The organism is Halomonas sp. MS1, assembly GCF_024182575.1.
Lineage (GTDB): Bacteria > Pseudomonadota > Gammaproteobacteria > Pseudomonadales > Halomonadaceae > Vreelandella.
Genome location: NZ_CP098926.1, coordinates 1944091 through 1959914, shown reverse-complemented (window position 1 = coordinate 1959914; position 15824 = coordinate 1944091). Strand labels below are relative to the sequence as shown.

Sequence of the window (15824 nt, the reverse complement as noted above, 5' to 3'; positions counted from 1 at the left end):
GCGCCTTTGCTAACATCTCTAACACTCGCACACGTTAAGGACCTGCGGGACCTCCTAACGGGTCAGAAGGACGACGGCGTGGCTGGTCATCATCCTCTTCGCCATCGTCGCCAGATGCATCAGAAGGCGTACCGTCAGCCTTTTCCTCCGCCTTCTCGTCACCAACACGCGTGCCGCCGCCAGATGAATCACCATCGTTCCAGCCTTCTGGCGGACGCGGATCGCGCCCCTCCATAATATCTTTCAGCTGATCAGCATCGATGGTTTCGTACTTCATCAGCGCTTCGGCCATCGCATCTAGCTTGTCGCGATTATCTTCCAGAATCTGGCGTGCCTGCTCGTAACACTCGTCGATAATCTTGCGCACTTCTTTATCGAGACGAGACGTCGTTTCGCCAGATTTTAGCTTACCGCCACCCTGACCAGGGCCACCAAGGAACTGGTGGGACTCATCCTCGTCGTACATGATCGGGCCCATCTCATTCGATAGCCCCCATTTAGCGACCATGTTATGGGCCAGCTCGGTGGCGCGCTTGATATCGTTTGAAGCACCCGTTGTCACACCGTTAGCACCCAGCGTCATCTCTTCGGCAATACGTCCACCAAACAGCGAGCAAATCTGACTGAGAATTTGCTGGCGAGACAGGCTGTAACGATCTTCTTCCGGCAAGAACATGGTGACGCCTAGCGCACGGCCACGCGGGATGATCGTCACTTTGTAAACAGGATCATGCTCCGGCGCAACAAGGCCAATAATGGCATGACCTGATTCGTGATACGCCGTGTTGAGCTTCTCTTTATCGGTCATAACCATCGATTTGCGCTCAGCGCCCATCATGATCTTGTCTTTAGCAAGCTCCAGCTCTTCCATGGCAACCAAGCGCTTGTTACGACGGGCGGCAAACAGCGCTGCCTCGTTGACCAAGTTCGCAAGATCCGCACCAGAGAAGCCTGGCGTACCGCGCGCAATCAGCTGCGGCTTAACATCATCTGCCAGCGGCACTTTACGCAGGTGAACGCCCAGAATGTGTTCACGACCACGAATATCCGGCAGCCCAACCGTTACTTGACGGTCGAAACGACCCGGACGCAGCAGCGCAGGATCAAGCACGTCAGGACGGTTAGTGGCCGCAATGACGATGACCCCTTCATTAGCTTCGAAGCCATCCATCTCTACCAGTAACTGGTTGAGTGTCTGCTCACGCTCATCATTGCCGCCACCCATGCCAGCACCGCGTGAACGGCCAACCGCATCGATTTCATCAATAAAGATAATGCAAGGCGCTTGTTTCTTGGCTTGCTCAAACATGTCACGAACGCGTGAAGCACCAACGCCCACAAACATTTCAACAAAGTCTGAACCAGAGATAGAGAAAAACGGTACTTTGGCTTCGCCCGCAATGGACTTGGCCAGCAGCGTTTTACCTGTTCCTGGCGGACCTACCATCAATACACCGCGCGGGATTGTGCCACCCAAACGCTGAAATTTAGTAGGATCACGCAAGAAGTCTACGAGCTCTTCAACTTCTTCTTTCGCCTCGTCACAGCCCGCAACATCGGCAAATGTGGTCTTGATCTGATCTTGGGAAAGCAGTTTGGCTTTCGACTTACCAAAGCTCATGGGACCGCCTTTACCGCCACCGGCTCCACCCTGCATTTGGCGCATAAAGAACATAAAGATGGCCAGAATAAGCAGAATCGGGAAGCTCGCAATCAGCAAGCGCGTCCAGATGCTTTGTTGTTCCGGCTCTTTACCGACAACGGTCACGTTGTTGCTTAGCAGATCATCCATCAGCTTAGGATCTTCCGCCGACGGGCGGATGGTCTGGAACTGAGAACCGTCCGTACGCTCACCAATGATGGTATAGCCATCAATCGTGACACTACGTACCTGCTGATTTTGCACCTGCTGCACAAACTGAGAGTAGTTGGTGGTTTGCGGTGCGCTTTCCGTACTGAAATTGTTGAACACTGTCAGTAGAACGGCCGCGATGACCAACCACAGAATCAGGTTCTTCGCCATATCGTTCAAGGGGCTACCCTCATTACAAGAATCCGTCAGTTAACCGTCAATACTCAGACCTTACACTAGAGCTTAACGTTCAACCATTGCCAAAGCACATTTTGCTTTGGGCCATCTGTGTCACGCTCGTCCAATGTGCATAATGTGACACAATTTACGCCTGCCTGTCTGGCAATCGTGGTGATAAATCTTTGCTATTACCCGCCAGTATCTACACGCTCGCACTCACTGACGAGTACAGGGCCACGTCTCGCTAGCCTCGAAATCCTTCCGCTAAAAAATAGACTTCCCGCGAGCGCGCCCTCGAAGCATCCGGCTTGCGAGTCACAACACGATCAAAGCTACTTCGGAGCTCTTTCAAATAGGTATCAAATCCTTCGCCTTGAAATACCTTAGCCAGAAAACGCCCGCCAGGCGGTAGCGTTTCTCGCGCAAGTTCCAAAGCGAGTTCAACAAGGTACATTGCCTGTGGCTGATCAATAGCCGCCATACCACTCATATTGGGGGCCATATCGGACATCACAAGGTCTACCTGACGATTTCCTAAACGTTCAAGAATCGCGTTAAGCACGCTCTCTTCAGTAAAATCGCCCTGGATAAAGTCAACGCCGGCTAGGGCATCCATCTCTAATATGTCTGACGCTATCACGACACCGTCAGGCCCAACCTTTTCTGCGGCAATTTGACTCCACCCCCCTGGGGCGGCGCCTAGATCGATTACCGTCATGCCTGGGCGAAACAGCTTATCCTTTTCATCAAGCTCAAGCAGTTTATAGCTTGCACGGGAGCGATAGCCATCTTGCCAGCGTTGTTTCACATACTGATCGTCGAAATGTTCTTTCTTCCAGTTGTTGCTGGTCTTGCTCACTGAATGTTTACGGCTTGGGGGCTTTTGCTGCATGTGGGAATCTAACACTGGAATAAGAGATGGGCGCATTCACGCGATTGCTTTCACTTAACGGCATTTCACCGTAAGATGGAGCGTTAAGCGCTAACCGGGATACCGCAAGATACCATGAGCTTGTCACAGGCACAAAAGAAAGCATTTCGTAGCATTGGCCATCACCTTAATCCAGTGGTCACCGTTTCTGAGAACGGCGTCTCCGAAAATTTGCTCGCAGAACTCAGCCGCGCGCTCAACGATCACGAGCTCATCAAAGTGAAGCTCGCTATTCCCGAGCGGGAAGACCGCGTCGCGGCGCTCAATGAGCTAGTCGCCGACAGTAACGCCGAGCTAGTACAAACCATTGGCAAAATGGCGCTGCTCTATCGCCACAACCCAAAGGTAAACCCCAAGCTTTCCAACATCACGCGTTTTGAAAACCACCACGGACGGCATTAACCCACACGTGACTCGTTAAACAACGCATGAACGCATGATACTAAAAGGCCCGCGACGTCACCGTCACGGGCCTTTTAGTGTGCCTGGACTGCAGGCGCCATCAAGACGCCCGCCCCGCGTCACCGCGGTAAATCAGAGATGTTCAACACTCTCAATTTCGTACTCAACATCGCCACCAGGTGTTTTTACCACCACCACATCGCCTTCTTCTTTGCCAATCATTGCTCGGGCGATAGGTGAGGTCACAGAAATGCGCCCCTCTTTAATATTGGCTTCGTCTTCACCAACAATGCGGTAGGTAACGCTGGCGTCGCTATCCAGATTCAGCAACGACACGGTAACCCCAAAGATCACCTTGCCGGTTTTGGGCAGCTTAGTAACGTCGATGACCTGCGCACCTGAAAGCTTGCTTTCAATTTCCTGGATACGGCCTTCAATAAATCCTTGCTGCTCGCGAGCGGCGTGGTACTCGGCGTTCTCCTTGAGATCGCCATGTTCACGCGCTTCAGCAATAGCAGCAATAACTTGAGGGCGGGCTTCGCCCTTCAAGTGATTAAGCTCTTCGCGAAGACTTTTTTCTCCCGCTACCGTCATCGGGACCTTGTTCATTGACTTGCTCCTGCATGCAGATCCTGAAGGCGCCGCACCGTAATCTCCCTACCGTACTCAAGCGCCATGCAAACAGCATTAGCGCCCGCCAAGGTGGTCGCATAGGGCACCTTGCGCGCGAGAGCAGTACGGCGAATAATTGAAGAGTCGTTAATAGCCTGACGACCTTCAGTCGTGTTCACGATGTAGGCGATTTCGTCGTTCTTCAACAGATCGACAATATGGGGACGGCCTTCGTAGACTTTATTGACGTGCTCCACTTCCAGTCCAGCAGCTTCAAGTGCTGCCGCTGTACCGCGCGTTGCACATAGTGTGAAGCCCAATGTTAGCAGAGAACGCGCCACTTCGATAATCCCTTGCTTGTCGGGCTCGCGTACCGAAAGGAACGCTTTACGCTCGCCATCCAATGCTGGAATGGCTTCGCCAGCGCCCAACTGCGCTTTAAAGAACGCTTCTGCAAAGGTCTCGCCAGAGCCCATTACTTCACCCGTCGACTTCATCTCGGGCGACAGAATCGGGTCAACACCCTGGAACTTGTTGAACGGGAAGACCGCCTCTTTCACGCTATAGAAGTGCGGGATAATTTCGCGCTCAAAGCCCTGCTCGGCCAGTGTATTACCCGCCATGCAGCGCGCCGCAATTTGCGCCAACGAAGTGCCGATACACTTAGACACAAACGGTACGGTACGCGACGCACGAGGATTAACCTCGATGACATAAATTTCGCCACCCTGCCACGCCAGCTGCACGTTCATCAGACCTTTAACGCCCAACTCAACGGCCATTTTCTTGACCTGCTCGCGCATTTCATCCTGCACATCGGCAGGCAGCGAGTAAGGCGGCAGCGCACAGGCGGAATCACCAGAGTGAACGCCTGCTTGCTCAACGTGCTGCATAATACCGCCGATCACCACCTGCTGGCCGTCCGACACAGCGTCGATATCAATTTCGATCGCGGCACTCAAGAAGTGGTCAAGCAGGACGGGAGAGTCGTTAGACACCTTCACCGCATTGGTCATGTAGTTTTCAAGCTCGGAGGCGTCATAAACGATCTCCATCGCACGACCACCCAGCACGTAGCTAGGACGCACCACCAGCGGGTAGCCGATTGCCTCCGCCTTGGAAAACGCCTCTTCAAAGCTGCGGGCAGTGGCGTTGGGCGGCTGCTTCAAGCCTAGCTTGTCGATCATTACCTGGAAGCGCTCGCGGTCTTCAGCGCGGTCAATGGCGTCTGGCGTGGTACCGATAATCGGCACGCCTGCTGCCTCCAGTTCACGGGCAAGCTTCAGCGGCGTTTGACCACCGAACTGCACAATCACGCCAACTGGCTTCTCTTTGTCGGCAATTTCCAACACATCTTCCAGCGTCACCGGCTCGAAGTAGAGACGATCAGAGGTGTCGTAGTCGGTAGAAACGGTTTCCGGGTTGCAGTTGACCATGATGGTTTCATAGCCATCATCGCGCATGGCAAAGGCGGCATGAACACAGCAGTAATCGAACTCGATACCTTGACCGATACGGTTCGGGCCACCACCCAATACCATAATTTTCTGACGATCAGAGACGTCCGCTTCGCACTCCTCTTCATAGGTGGAGTACATGTAAGCGGTGTCTGAAGCAAATTCCGCCGCACAGGTATCGACACGTTTATAAACCGGACGAATGCCCGCGGCTTGGCGCGTTTTGCGGAACTCTTTTTCAGACACGCCCAGCAGCTTGGCCAAACGCGCGTCACCAAAGCCTTTGCGCTTAAGCTGGTAAAGCTCGCGAGCAGAGAAATCGGCCAGAGCGCGCTTGGCGACGGCATTTTCAGTCAACACCAGGTCTTCCAACTGCACCAGGAACCAAGGGTCGATATTGGTGAGCGCAAATACCTCATCGACACTCATTCCAGAGCGCATGGCGTCAGCCACATAGAAAATACGCTCGGCACCGGCGGCCTGCAGCTCGCCCTGAATGATCGCCATGTTATCTGGCGTGAAATCGGTGATGATCGGATCAAGACCGTCGTTACCGGTTTCCAGACCGCGCAGCGCTTTCTGCAGCGACTCTTGGAACGTACGGCCAATCGCCATCACCTCGCCCACCGACTTCATCTGGGTGGTCAGGCGGTCGTTTGCCTGAGGGAATTTTTCGAAGGTAAAGCGCGGAATCTTAGTGACGACATAGTCAATTGATGGCTCAAACGACGCGGGCGTGCGGCCACCGGTAATATCGTTTTGCAGCTCATCCAAGGTGTAACCCACCGCCAGTTTCGCGGCGATTTTGGCAATCGGGAAACCAGTAGCCTTAGATGCCAGCGCCGACGAGCGCGATACCCGCGGGTTCATCTCGATAACCACTAGGCGGCCGGTTTTCGGGTCCATACCAAACTGTACGTTGGAGCCGCCGGTTTCCACACCAATCTCGCGCAGTACCGCGAGGCTGGCGTCACGCATGATCTGGTACTCTTTGTCGGTCAGCGTTTGCGCTGGCGCGACGGTAATCGAGTCACCGGTGTGAACGCCCATAGGATCGAAGTTTTCAATCGCACAGACAATGATGCAGTTGTCATTCTTATCCCGCACCACTTCCATCTCGTACTCTTTCCAACCCAGCAGCGATTCGTCGATCAATAGCTCGTGGTTATTGGAAAGCTCGAAACCGCGGGTACAAATCTCTTCGAACTCTTCTTTGTTATACGCCACGCCGCCGCCGGAGCCGCCCATGGTGTAAGAAGGACGAATAATGGTCGGGAAGCCTAATTCAGCCTGAATTTCCCAGGCCTCATCCATGGTGTGCGCCACCTTGGCTTTCGGGCACTCCAAACCAATGCGCTTCATGGCTTGATCGAACAGATCGCGATCTTCAGCCATGTTAATCGCATCGGCATTGGCACCAATCATCTCGACGCTGTACTTTTCCAGTACGCCATGCTTTTCCAGGTCAAGCGCACAGTTGAGCGCTGTCTGACCACCCATCGTGGGTAGAATCGCGTCCGGGCGCTCGGCCTCAATAATTTTTTCAACCGCTTGCCAGGTAATCGGCTCGATGTAGGTGGCATCGGCCATGGCCGGGTCGGTCATGATGGTGGCCGGGTTGGAGTTAACCAAAATAACCCGGAACCCCTCTTCACGCAGCGCTTTACACGCCTGGGCGCCAGAGTAGTCAAATTCGCAGGCCTGGCCGATGACAATCGGGCCAGCGCCAATGATAAGAATGCTGTTGATATCGGTACGCTTAGGCATAACGGTTCCCGCAAAATAGGTGACGATGAGCGACAAAAAAACGGCGTTACATGGCGGCGATCAAGGGCAGCGTTAGCGACGCGCCTGCATCATGGTAATAAAGCGATCAAACAGCGGCGCCACATCACGCGGGCCAGGGCTAGCTTCCGGGTGACCTTGGAAGCTAAACGCCGGGCGATCAGTGCGCTCGATCCCTTGCAGCGTGCCATCGAACAGCGAACGGTGCGTGGCACGCACGTTGGCTGGAAGGGTCGCTTCATCGGCAGCAAAGCCGTGGTTTTGGCTGGTAATCATTACCGTGCCGGTGTCTAAATCCTGCACCGGATGGTTAGCACCGTGGTGGCCGTGGCCCATCTTGATGGTTTTCGCACCCGAGGCCAGCGCCAGCAACTGGTGACCAAGGCAAATGCCAAATACCGGCGTATTGGTTTCCAATACATCCTGAATTGCCTTGATGGCGTAATCACAGGGTTCGGGGTCACCGGGGCCGTTAGCCAAAAAGATCCCATCCGGATTCATCGCCAACACGTCAGCCGCAGGCGTTTGTGCCGGTACGACCGTCAATCGGCAGCCGCGCTCGGCCAGCATACGTAGGATGTTAAATTTCACACCAAAGTCATACGCCACCACGTGGTAAGGACGCTCACCTTGGGAAGCATCAGCATAGCCCTCGCCCAGCGTCCACTCGCCTTGGGTCCATTCGTAAGCCTCTTTGCACGAGACTTCCTTGGCCAGATCCATGCCCTTCAACCCGGGAAATGCCTTCGCTGCCGCCAGCGCCCGCTCTACCGCATCATCGCCCTCTGCTTCTGCACCCGCCAGAATCGCACCGTTTTGCGCGCCTTTATCACGCAGAATGCGCGTTAAACGGCGAGTATCGATATCCGCAATGCCCAGCACATTTTGGCTTTTTAGATAGTCAGAAAGGCTTTGCTCTGAACGGAAACTGCTGGCTAGCAGGGGTAAATCACGAATCACCAGGCCCGCTGCGGCAATCGATGCAGATTCCACATCTTCCGAATTAATGCCGGTATTGCCGATATGAGGATAGGTCAGCGTGACGATTTGGCGGGTGTAAGAAGGGTCAGTGAGGATTTCCTGGTAGCCGGTCATGGCTGTATTGAACACCACCTCACCGCTTGTGACGCCATCCGCGCCAATGGCAATGCCATGAAACACACTGCCATCTTCCAGGGCCAATATCGCGGGTTTGCTCAATGCGGGGTTATTCAAGACAAGTTCTCCCATGCTGGTGGGAGCCTGTGGGCGCAGGCTCGGCGATCCGGTTTGTCGGCGTTTGCGTGCAAACGTCGGGTCGTAAAAAAGCGGGACGAAGCCGATAGTAAAAAAATCGGTTTCATCCCGCTTGTTGTTCTCTTCCGTGGCGAATGGCCATGGCGCAGCATTTAGCTGACTGTTTTCTCTAACCTGAGGCCAGTGCAACAAGCGCGGTGCTTACCCTACAGCGATTCGTTCGCTGCAGATATTTTGCTGCTTTTTGCAGCCACTGGGCCAAAATTTTTGGAATGTTACAGGATTTATCGACCTTAGGCTAGCCCTAAAACTACCAGCAACTTTATATGCTCCATTTTACCCCTGCAATCAATATGCCACGACCTTCAGGTCATTGATAAATGAGGAGGATAGAAGTCGCCCCAAAATTTTTTGTGTACGCAATTAATATATTTGGTTGCCTTCTTGATGTTTTTTTGTCTACGCTTGTCCGAGTTGACCAAATGGTCAAACGCGTTTTTTTCGATAGCTCACCCAACAAATACAAAGAGAATATCGTCATGCCACAAAGCCCTACGCCGTATTCCGGCTCCCCACCCGTCCAGCCAACAAGCACCCTGGATAATTACTTCAATGTCAGCCGCCGCGGCTCCTCGGTGAAGACCGAAGTGCTTGCAGGCATCGCGACGTTTCTAGCCGGGATGTATATCATCGTGGTCAACCCAGCCATCTTATCCGATGCGGGTATTCCCTTTTCTGCAGCACTCTCCGCCACCGTGGTCATCAGCTTTTTTAGTAGCTTGGCCATGGGCTTGTATGCCCGCAACCCAATTTTAGTTGCTCCTGGAATGGGCATGAATGCGCTTTTCACCTACACCCTGGTGCTTGGTGCAGGGTTGTCGTGGGAAGTTGCCCTAGGCTGCGTATTCTGGTCAGGAGTACTGTTCGCTATTTTGGCGCTGTTTAACGTTCGCGAAGCCATCATCGAGGCCATTCCAGCCTCATTGCGCTATGCCATCACCTGTGGGATAGGCCTATTCATCACCTTTATTGGGCTCAAGAATGCCGGGTTCATCGTAGCCAACCCAGCGACCCTAATTAGCCTGGGCGATTTAAACGCAAGCCTAATAACCTTCTTTATTGGCCTAATGGCTACCGCGATACTGGTCATTCGCGGCTTCAATGGCGCTCTGATCTTAGGCATCGCCCTAACCACTCTGTTGGCAATCCCTATGGGGCGGCTGTGGAGTGACGATGTATTGGTGGCTTGGCAAGGCCTAGCCGCATGGCCGGATTTCTCAGCAGTAATGAAGGTCGATGTTCTGGGCGCCCTCAAGGTGGCTTACCTGCCGTTCATTTTCGTGATGCTGTTTACTAACTTCTTCGACTCACTGTCTTGCTTTATGGCGCTATCCGAGTCAGCTGATCTCAAGGATGCCAACGGTAATCCACGCAACCTTAAGCGCTCCATGACGGTGGATGCTTTCGCATCGATGATCGCGGCCCCTCTCGGCACCAGCGCAGCACAAACCTTTATCGAATCCGGTGCTGGCGTTGCCCAGGGCGGCCGCACAGGACTCACGGCCGTCGTTATTGGCGTATTGTTCCTGCCTTTCTTGTTTCTCTCACCGTTGCTGTCCCTAGTTCCCAGCATCGCGACTGCCCCAGCTCTTGTCCTGGTGGGGCTGTTCATGATGGCACCGATTGGAAAGATTGACTGGAGCCGTCTCGAGGAAGCCTTTCCCGCATTTCTGGCCATCATTTTAATGCCGCTGACGTACTCCATCACCCTTGGTATCGCCTTTGGTTTTATCAGCTTTGTGCTCATCCGGCTGGCCACCGGCAAGTTGGACGAGATTAAGCCTGCTATGTGGGTCTCCGCCCTGTTAGCGGTGGTGATGCTGCTGACAGCACAATAGACGACTCTTCTCATGCTGAGTCATCAAGAAATACCCCGTTTCTCACGCACCACCTGACCGATCGGACAGCAATTAAGCAACCAATAACAACATAACGGGTAGAACTATGATTACATTTCACCTCAATGGGCAACCGCATCGCGTTACAGCGGATGTTCACCTTAGTGTTCTGGAACTGCTAAGAGAACAACTACACCTGACCGGCACCAAGGAAGGTTGCGCGTCTGGTGATTGCGGCGCTTGCACGGTAGCCATCGGGGCACCCGATGCCAATGGCGAGCTACGCTACCACAGCGCCAACGCCTGCATCATGCCCGCTCATCAGCTCCAAGGCCGCCACTTAGTCACCGTCGAAGGTCTCGCTGACGACCAGCAATACCTGCATCCCGCCCAGGCAGCCATGGTCGAATGCCATGGTAGCCAATGCGGCTTCTGCACGCCGGGCATTGTGATGTCATTGTTCACACTGCACGAAGAACAGCACACTAACCCGCTCGCCACTCCCTTTAGTCCTGAGCGCCTTGAAGCCGCACTTGGCGGCAACCTGTGTCGCTGCACTGGCTATCGCCCCATTCGTGATGCGGCATTAGCAATGAACAGTATCGATGGCCATCGCCCTGTATGGTTAGATGCAACACTGAATGATGCGCAAGATAATCAGCACGTGGCCAACCTGGACGAAACCAGTAGCCGTTTCCATCAACCTCGCCAGTTGAATGACCTAGTGCGCCTACGCGCAGCCCATCCAGAAGCACGCTTGGTTGCGGGTGCCACTGACCTTTGGCTTGAAGTCACCCAACAACTGAAGGACTTACCACGGCTTATCGATACCACGCGCGTAAGTGAGCTTCAGCAAATTGAACAAGGTCAGGATGCGAGCGGGCGCCCCGGCTGGTGGATCGGAGCAGCCGTCACCTATGCACGCTTGGAGCCCCTACTCGAGAGTGAATATCCAACCTTTGCCCATCTTCTACACCGCCTAGGCTCGGCTCAGGTACGCAACCGCGGCACCTTGGGTGGCAACGTCGCTAATGCATCCCCCATCGGCGACACCCCGCCGGTGCTGCTGGCCCTTGATGCACAGCTTCGCCTCGCAGGCCCTAACGGCTCCCGCGAGATTGCCGCCAGCAACTTCTTCATCGACTACAAAAAGACCGACCTGGCTGACAATGAAGTGTTAAGCGCGGTTTTCATCCCGGCCCCGCAAGCAGGCCGCCAGTTGAAAGTATGGAAACTCTCGAAGCGGCGCGAAGATGATATTTCTGCCGTGCTGAGTGCCTTTGCCTGGCATCTGGAGGATGGGTGTCTACGCGATGTCCGCCTGGCCTTCGGTGGCATGGCCGGCATACCTGCCCGAGCCCGTGGGGCCGAAGCGGCTCTCGAAGGAAATCCCCCCTCACCAACCGTCTTTGAGGCTGCTCGCCAAGCGCTCGCGAATGACTTTTCACCGATGAGCGATGTTCGTGGCAGTGCCAACTACCGCACGCGCTCAGCGAGCGCGCTACTTGAACGCCTGCGCCTGGTTATCGAATCGTCTACCCACGCCCAAACACACACTCAGGAGGTGATGCTCCATGCGTACGCTCACTGATCTGCCAGCACCACAGCCTGAGCAGAAAGCATTTCAGCCAGCACAACATACCGGCCGTTTTTTTTCTGGCACCTCGGCCAATCACGAGAGTGCCATCAAGCATGTCACCGGGCGCGCGGCTTATATTGATGACCTAGCCCTTCCGGCCAATGCCCTCCACCTAGCCGCAGGCCTGTCATCTGTCGCCCACGGGCGCATTACCCGCATGGATCTGGAAGCGGTAAGGTCTGCTCCTGGTGTGGTCGATGTTATTAGCGTGGCAGACGTGCCAGGCCATACCGATATTGGCCCCGTTTTCCCAGGGGATCCCATCATGGCCGACGGCGAAGTGCTCTACGCGGGCCAAGTGCTATTTGCCGTGGCGGCCGACAGCCACCGTGCGGCTCGTCAAGCAGTCGAAAAGGCAATCATCGAGATTGAAGAGCGCCCTGCGAGCCTCGACCCTGTTGCCGCCGCCAACGCGGGCGACCTGGTTCGCCCCACCCATCAACAGATCAGTGGAGATTGGGAAAAAGCCTTTGCCGACGCCGCCATTGTCGTTGCTGGCAAACAGTTTGTCGGCGGCCAGGAGCACTTCTACTTGGAAGGGCAGGCCTGCGTCGCCCATCCCAGCGAAGACGAAGGCGTCATGATTCATACCTCAAACCAGCATCCCAGCGAGACGCAGAAACTGGTTGCCGAGGTACTCGGTATTCCCTTTCATGCCGTTACCGTCGAGACTCGCCGCATGGGGGGCGGATTCGGAGGCAAGGAAACACAGGCTTCGCCTTGGGCTTGCCTGGCCGCCTTAATCGCCCGGCGAACCGGGCGCAGCTGCCGCTTCCGCTTACCGCGAGTCGATGACATGCGCGTCACCGGAAAGCGCCACCCTTTTCATAACGACTACCGCCTTGGCGTCGATGCCCATGGCGTGATTCTGGGTGGCGATATCAATGTAATCGGCGACTGTGGCTATTCACCCGACCTTTCCGACGCCATTGTTGATCGCGCTATGTTTCACTCGGATAACGCCTATTCGCTGGGTGACGTCCGCGTAACAGGATATCGAGCGCGCACCCATACGGCCTCTAACACCGCCTTCCGCGGCTTCGGCGGCCCCCAAGGTATGATGGTTATCGAAGCGGCAATGGAAGACATCGCTCGCCGTCTAGGCGAAGATCCGCTGACGATACGCAAGCGCAACTTTTATCGCGACGGGCGCAACACGACGCATTACGGCCAGACGGTGGATCAGACCGTTCTTCTGCATGAGCTGGTTGAGCAACTCGAAACCTCTAGCGACTACTGGCAGCGGCGCCGAGAAATCCGGGAGTTCAACGCCAAGAGCCCCGTCATTCGCAAAGGCTTAGCGTTGACCCCAGTAAAATTCGGCATTTCCTTCACCGCCCAGCACCTCAACCAAGCAGGCGCGCTCCTTCACGTCTATACCGACGGCAGCGTAATGATCAACCACGGCGGCACCGAGATGGGTCAGGGGCTGCATACGAAGATTTGCCAAGTGGTGGCGCGTGAACTGGGCCTGGATCTTGATAGCGTGCGCATCACCGCCACGCGTACTGACAAAGTGCCCAACACCTCTCCTACAGCAGCCTCCAGCGGCGCTGACCTCAATGGCCAGGCGGCTCGCGATGCCGCGCTCAAACTAAAAACACGGCTTTATGACTTTGCTGCCGAGCACTACCATCTCGATCGAGAAACCATCCACATCAAAGAGGGTTATCTAATAGCCGGCTTTGGCGAAAGTGAACGCCGCATCGCTTGGGGAGAGCTGGTTCAAGCCGCCTATCTATCGCGCATCTCGCTATCGGAAAAAGGCTTCTACGCTACCCCATTGATCCATTATGACCGTGCCAGCGGCAATGGACGCCCCTTCTACTACTATGCCTTTGGTGCGGCGGTGGCCGAAGTTTCAATCGATACCTTGAGCGGCGAATACTTGGTAGATCGTGTCGATATCCTCCACGACGTGGGTGACTCCCTGAATCCGGCTATCGATATCGGCCAGGTCGAAGGTGGTTTCATTCAGGGGATGGGCTGGTTAACCAGTGAAGAGCTGAAGTGGAATGGCAAAGGCCAACTGATTTCGAATGGCCCCGCGACCTATAAGATCCCCACTTACGGCGATCTACCCGCCACTTTCAACACCTCCTTAATGGAAGGCCACCCCAACTCCATGGCCAGCATCTATCGTTCCAAGGCAGTGGGTGAACCCCCTTTTATGCTTGGTATGTCGGTATGGGCGGCCCTGCGTGACGGTTTGGCCAGCCTAAACGGTTACACCCAGGCGATACCTCTGGACACGCCAGCCACACCGGAGCGAGTCATGGCTGCCGCCGAAGCCGCACGCGCCAAACTTGACCCTGACGCTGACAGACAACACAGCAATGGCCGTTAAGCCTTCCCCCTCTAACTATCTTCAGGAGCAACATCATGAATGAAGAGCAAGGACAAAGCCTGAAACAAGAGCAGGGGCAAGCCTGGCTAATACGTGCACGGGTCTTGAGTTTCGATGCCGACCCCGGCGATGGTGACACGCCCCGAGAGGGTAGCGTTGTCTACCACCAAGACGGCGCCCTATGGTGGGCCGACGGCCGCATTCAGGGCGTCGGCGACTATCGTACCCTGGCCCCTCAGCTGCCCGCCGATATCAGCGTCATCGACCAGCGTGACAAGCTGGTCATGCCAGGCTTTATTGACAGCCATGTTCACTACGTTCAGCTCGATATCATGGCCTCTTATGGCCGCCAACTGCTGGACTGGCTGAATGACTATACCTTTCCTGAAGAGTGCCGCTTCGCCCAGCGCGCACATGCCGACAACATGGCCGACGCTTTTCTCAAAGAGTTAATGCGAGTCGGGACCACCACCGCCCAAGTGTTCTGCTCAAGCCACCCCAATTCGGTAGATGCCTTCTTCAGCGCCGCCCAACGCCGCGGCCTATGTATGCTCGCTGGCAAGGTACTGATGGATCGCCACGCCCCCGAAGCACTTACCGACAAGACCCTCGGCGGCATTCGTGATACCGAGCGCTTGATCAGCGACTGGCATGGCACCGACCGCCTTGGCTACAGTGTTACACCGCGCTTTGCTCCCACTTCCACGCGCACCCAGCTTGATGCCGCCGGTGGCCTGCTGCGCAACGATGGAAGCCTATGGCTGCAAACTCACTTATCGGAAAACCTCGGCGAGCTGGACTGGGTAGCCGAGCTGTTTCCAGAAAGCCGTGACTACCTTGAGGTTTACGAGCAGTCCGGCCTAGTTGGGCCACGCAGCACCTTTGCCCATGGCATTCATCTGGACAATGGCATGCGCAAGCGGCTGGCTGAACGCAGTGCCAATATCGCTTTTTGCCCCAGCTCTAACCTCTTTCTTGGTAGCGGCTTGTTCGACCGCCACGCCGCTCATGAAAACGGGTTAAATCTAACCCTGGCCAGCGATATTGGCGCTGGCACCGATCTTTCCGGATTAGCAACTCTCAAGGCGGGCTATCAAGTAGGGCAACTGCTCGGCCAGCCACTGACGGCCTGGTCAGGTTTCCATGCCCTGACCAGAGGCAATGCAGTATCCCTATCGCTAGATGACCGTATCGGCCGTTTCGCACCAGGTATGGATGCCGATTTTGTAGTTATCGACCTGTCAGCCTCACCGCTAATGGCACGACGTATGGCACGATGCGAAAGTTTGGCAGAGGAGTTATTCACTCTAATGATGCTAGGCGACGACCGCGCTATCTTCGAAACCTGGGCCGGAGGACGCCTACAACACCGACGTCAAAATTAAGCCGAGAATCAATCAGGAGGGGGCCAAAACAGCGAAGCCCCCTCACCCTGCTAGCAGGTTCGGAGGCCATCCAAACAGTCATGTTCAGCAGCCAACAGAG

General features: G+C 55.2%; 10 protein-coding genes. 5 read left to right on the top strand and 5 right to left on the bottom strand.

Annotated features, from left to right (window positions below):
* Nucleotides 1-34 precede the first annotated feature (34 nt).
* Nucleotides 35-2032 carry an ATP-dependent zinc metalloprotease FtsH gene (gene ftsH, locus NF683_RS08870; protein WP_089039919.1) on the bottom strand — a complete coding sequence of 666 codons (1998 nt, stop codon included), beginning with the start codon at nt 2030-2032 and terminating at the stop codon, nt 35-37.
* A gap of 244 nt (nt 2033-2276) precedes the next feature.
* The gene (rlmE, locus tag NF683_RS08865) at nt 2277-2924 is read right to left on the bottom strand and encodes a 23S rRNA (uridine(2552)-2'-O)-methyltransferase RlmE (RefSeq protein ID WP_083000710.1); all 648 of its coding nucleotides are present in this window, start codon (nt 2922-2924) and stop codon (nt 2277-2279) included.
* A gap of 114 nt (nt 2925-3038) precedes the next feature.
* Between rlmE and yhbY the strand changes: the two genes are divergently transcribed.
* Entirely contained in the window at nt 3039-3365 is a 327-nt protein-coding gene (gene yhbY / locus NF683_RS08860; RefSeq protein WP_089039920.1) for a ribosome assembly RNA-binding protein YhbY, read from the top strand.
* 132 nt (nt 3366-3497) lie between these two features.
* Here yhbY and greA read toward each other — a convergent pair whose 3' ends face one another.
* The 3 genes from greA to carA form a co-directional block, all read right to left on the bottom strand.
* Nucleotides 3498-3974: a transcription elongation factor GreA gene (greA, locus tag NF683_RS08855; protein ID WP_009723748.1), complete on the bottom strand. Its 477-nt coding sequence runs from the start codon at nt 3972-3974 to the stop codon at nt 3498-3500.
* Nucleotides 3971-7201 carry a carbamoyl-phosphate synthase large subunit gene (carB, locus tag NF683_RS08850; protein ID WP_253921776.1) on the bottom strand — a complete coding sequence of 1077 codons (3231 nt, stop codon included), beginning with the start codon at nt 7199-7201 and terminating at the stop codon, nt 3971-3973. Before carB ends, greA begins: the two co-directional genes overlap by 4 nt.
* Nucleotides 7202-7273: 72 nt before the next feature.
* Nucleotides 7274-8419 (bottom strand): glutamine-hydrolyzing carbamoyl-phosphate synthase small subunit, encoded by a 1146-nt coding sequence (gene carA / locus NF683_RS08845; RefSeq protein ID WP_198361524.1) that lies wholly within the window; start codon nt 8417-8419, stop codon nt 7274-7276.
* Nucleotides 8420-8994: 575 nt separating this feature from the next.
* Here carA and NF683_RS08840 point away from each other — a divergent pair.
* The 4 genes from NF683_RS08840 (at nt 8995) to guaD (ending at nt 15724) form a co-directional block, all read left to right on the top strand.
* Complete coding sequence (locus tag NF683_RS08840; protein ID WP_253921775.1) at nt 8995-10353, top strand: NCS2 family permease; 1359 nt, start codon at nt 8995-8997, stop codon at nt 10351-10353.
* 106 nt (nt 10354-10459) lie between these two features.
* Nucleotides 10460-11944 carry a xanthine dehydrogenase small subunit gene (gene xdhA / locus NF683_RS08835; RefSeq protein WP_253921774.1) on the top strand — a complete coding sequence of 495 codons (1485 nt, stop codon included), beginning with the start codon at nt 10460-10462 and terminating at the stop codon, nt 11942-11944.
* The gene (gene xdhB, locus NF683_RS08830; RefSeq protein ID WP_253921773.1) at nt 11928-14339 is read left to right on the top strand and encodes a xanthine dehydrogenase molybdopterin binding subunit; all 2412 of its coding nucleotides are present in this window, start codon (nt 11928-11930) and stop codon (nt 14337-14339) included. Before xdhA ends, xdhB begins: the two co-directional genes overlap by 17 nt.
* 35 nt (nt 14340-14374) lie before the next feature.
* Nucleotides 14375-15724 (top strand): guanine deaminase, encoded by a 1350-nt coding sequence (guaD, locus tag NF683_RS08825; protein ID WP_253921772.1) that lies wholly within the window; start codon nt 14375-14377, stop codon nt 15722-15724.
* Nucleotides 15725-15824 lie beyond the last annotated feature (100 nt).

Coding starts and splice junctions, on each gene's coding strand:
- rlmE (WP_083000710.1), bottom strand. CDS start 2,924: ATGCAGCAAAAGCCCCCAAGCCGTAAACATTCAGTGAGCAAGACCAGC.
- yhbY (WP_089039920.1), top strand. CDS start 3,039: ATGAGCTTGTCACAGGCACAAAAGAAAGCATTTCGTAGCATTGGCCAT.
- greA (WP_009723748.1), bottom strand. CDS start 3,974: ATGAACAAGGTCCCGATGACGGTAGCGGGAGAAAAAAGTCTTCGCGAA.
- carB (WP_253921776.1), bottom strand. CDS start 7,201: ATGCCTAAGCGTACCGATATCAACAGCATTCTTATCATTGGCGCTGGC.
- NF683_RS08840 (WP_253921775.1), top strand. CDS start 8,995: ATGCCACAAAGCCCTACGCCGTATTCCGGCTCCCCACCCGTCCAGCCA.
- xdhA (WP_253921774.1), top strand. CDS start 10,460: ATGATTACATTTCACCTCAATGGGCAACCGCATCGCGTTACAGCGGAT.
- xdhB (WP_253921773.1), top strand. CDS start 11,928: ATGCGTACGCTCACTGATCTGCCAGCACCACAGCCTGAGCAGAAAGCA.
- guaD (WP_253921772.1), top strand. CDS start 14,375: ATGAATGAAGAGCAAGGACAAAGCCTGAAACAAGAGCAGGGGCAAGCC.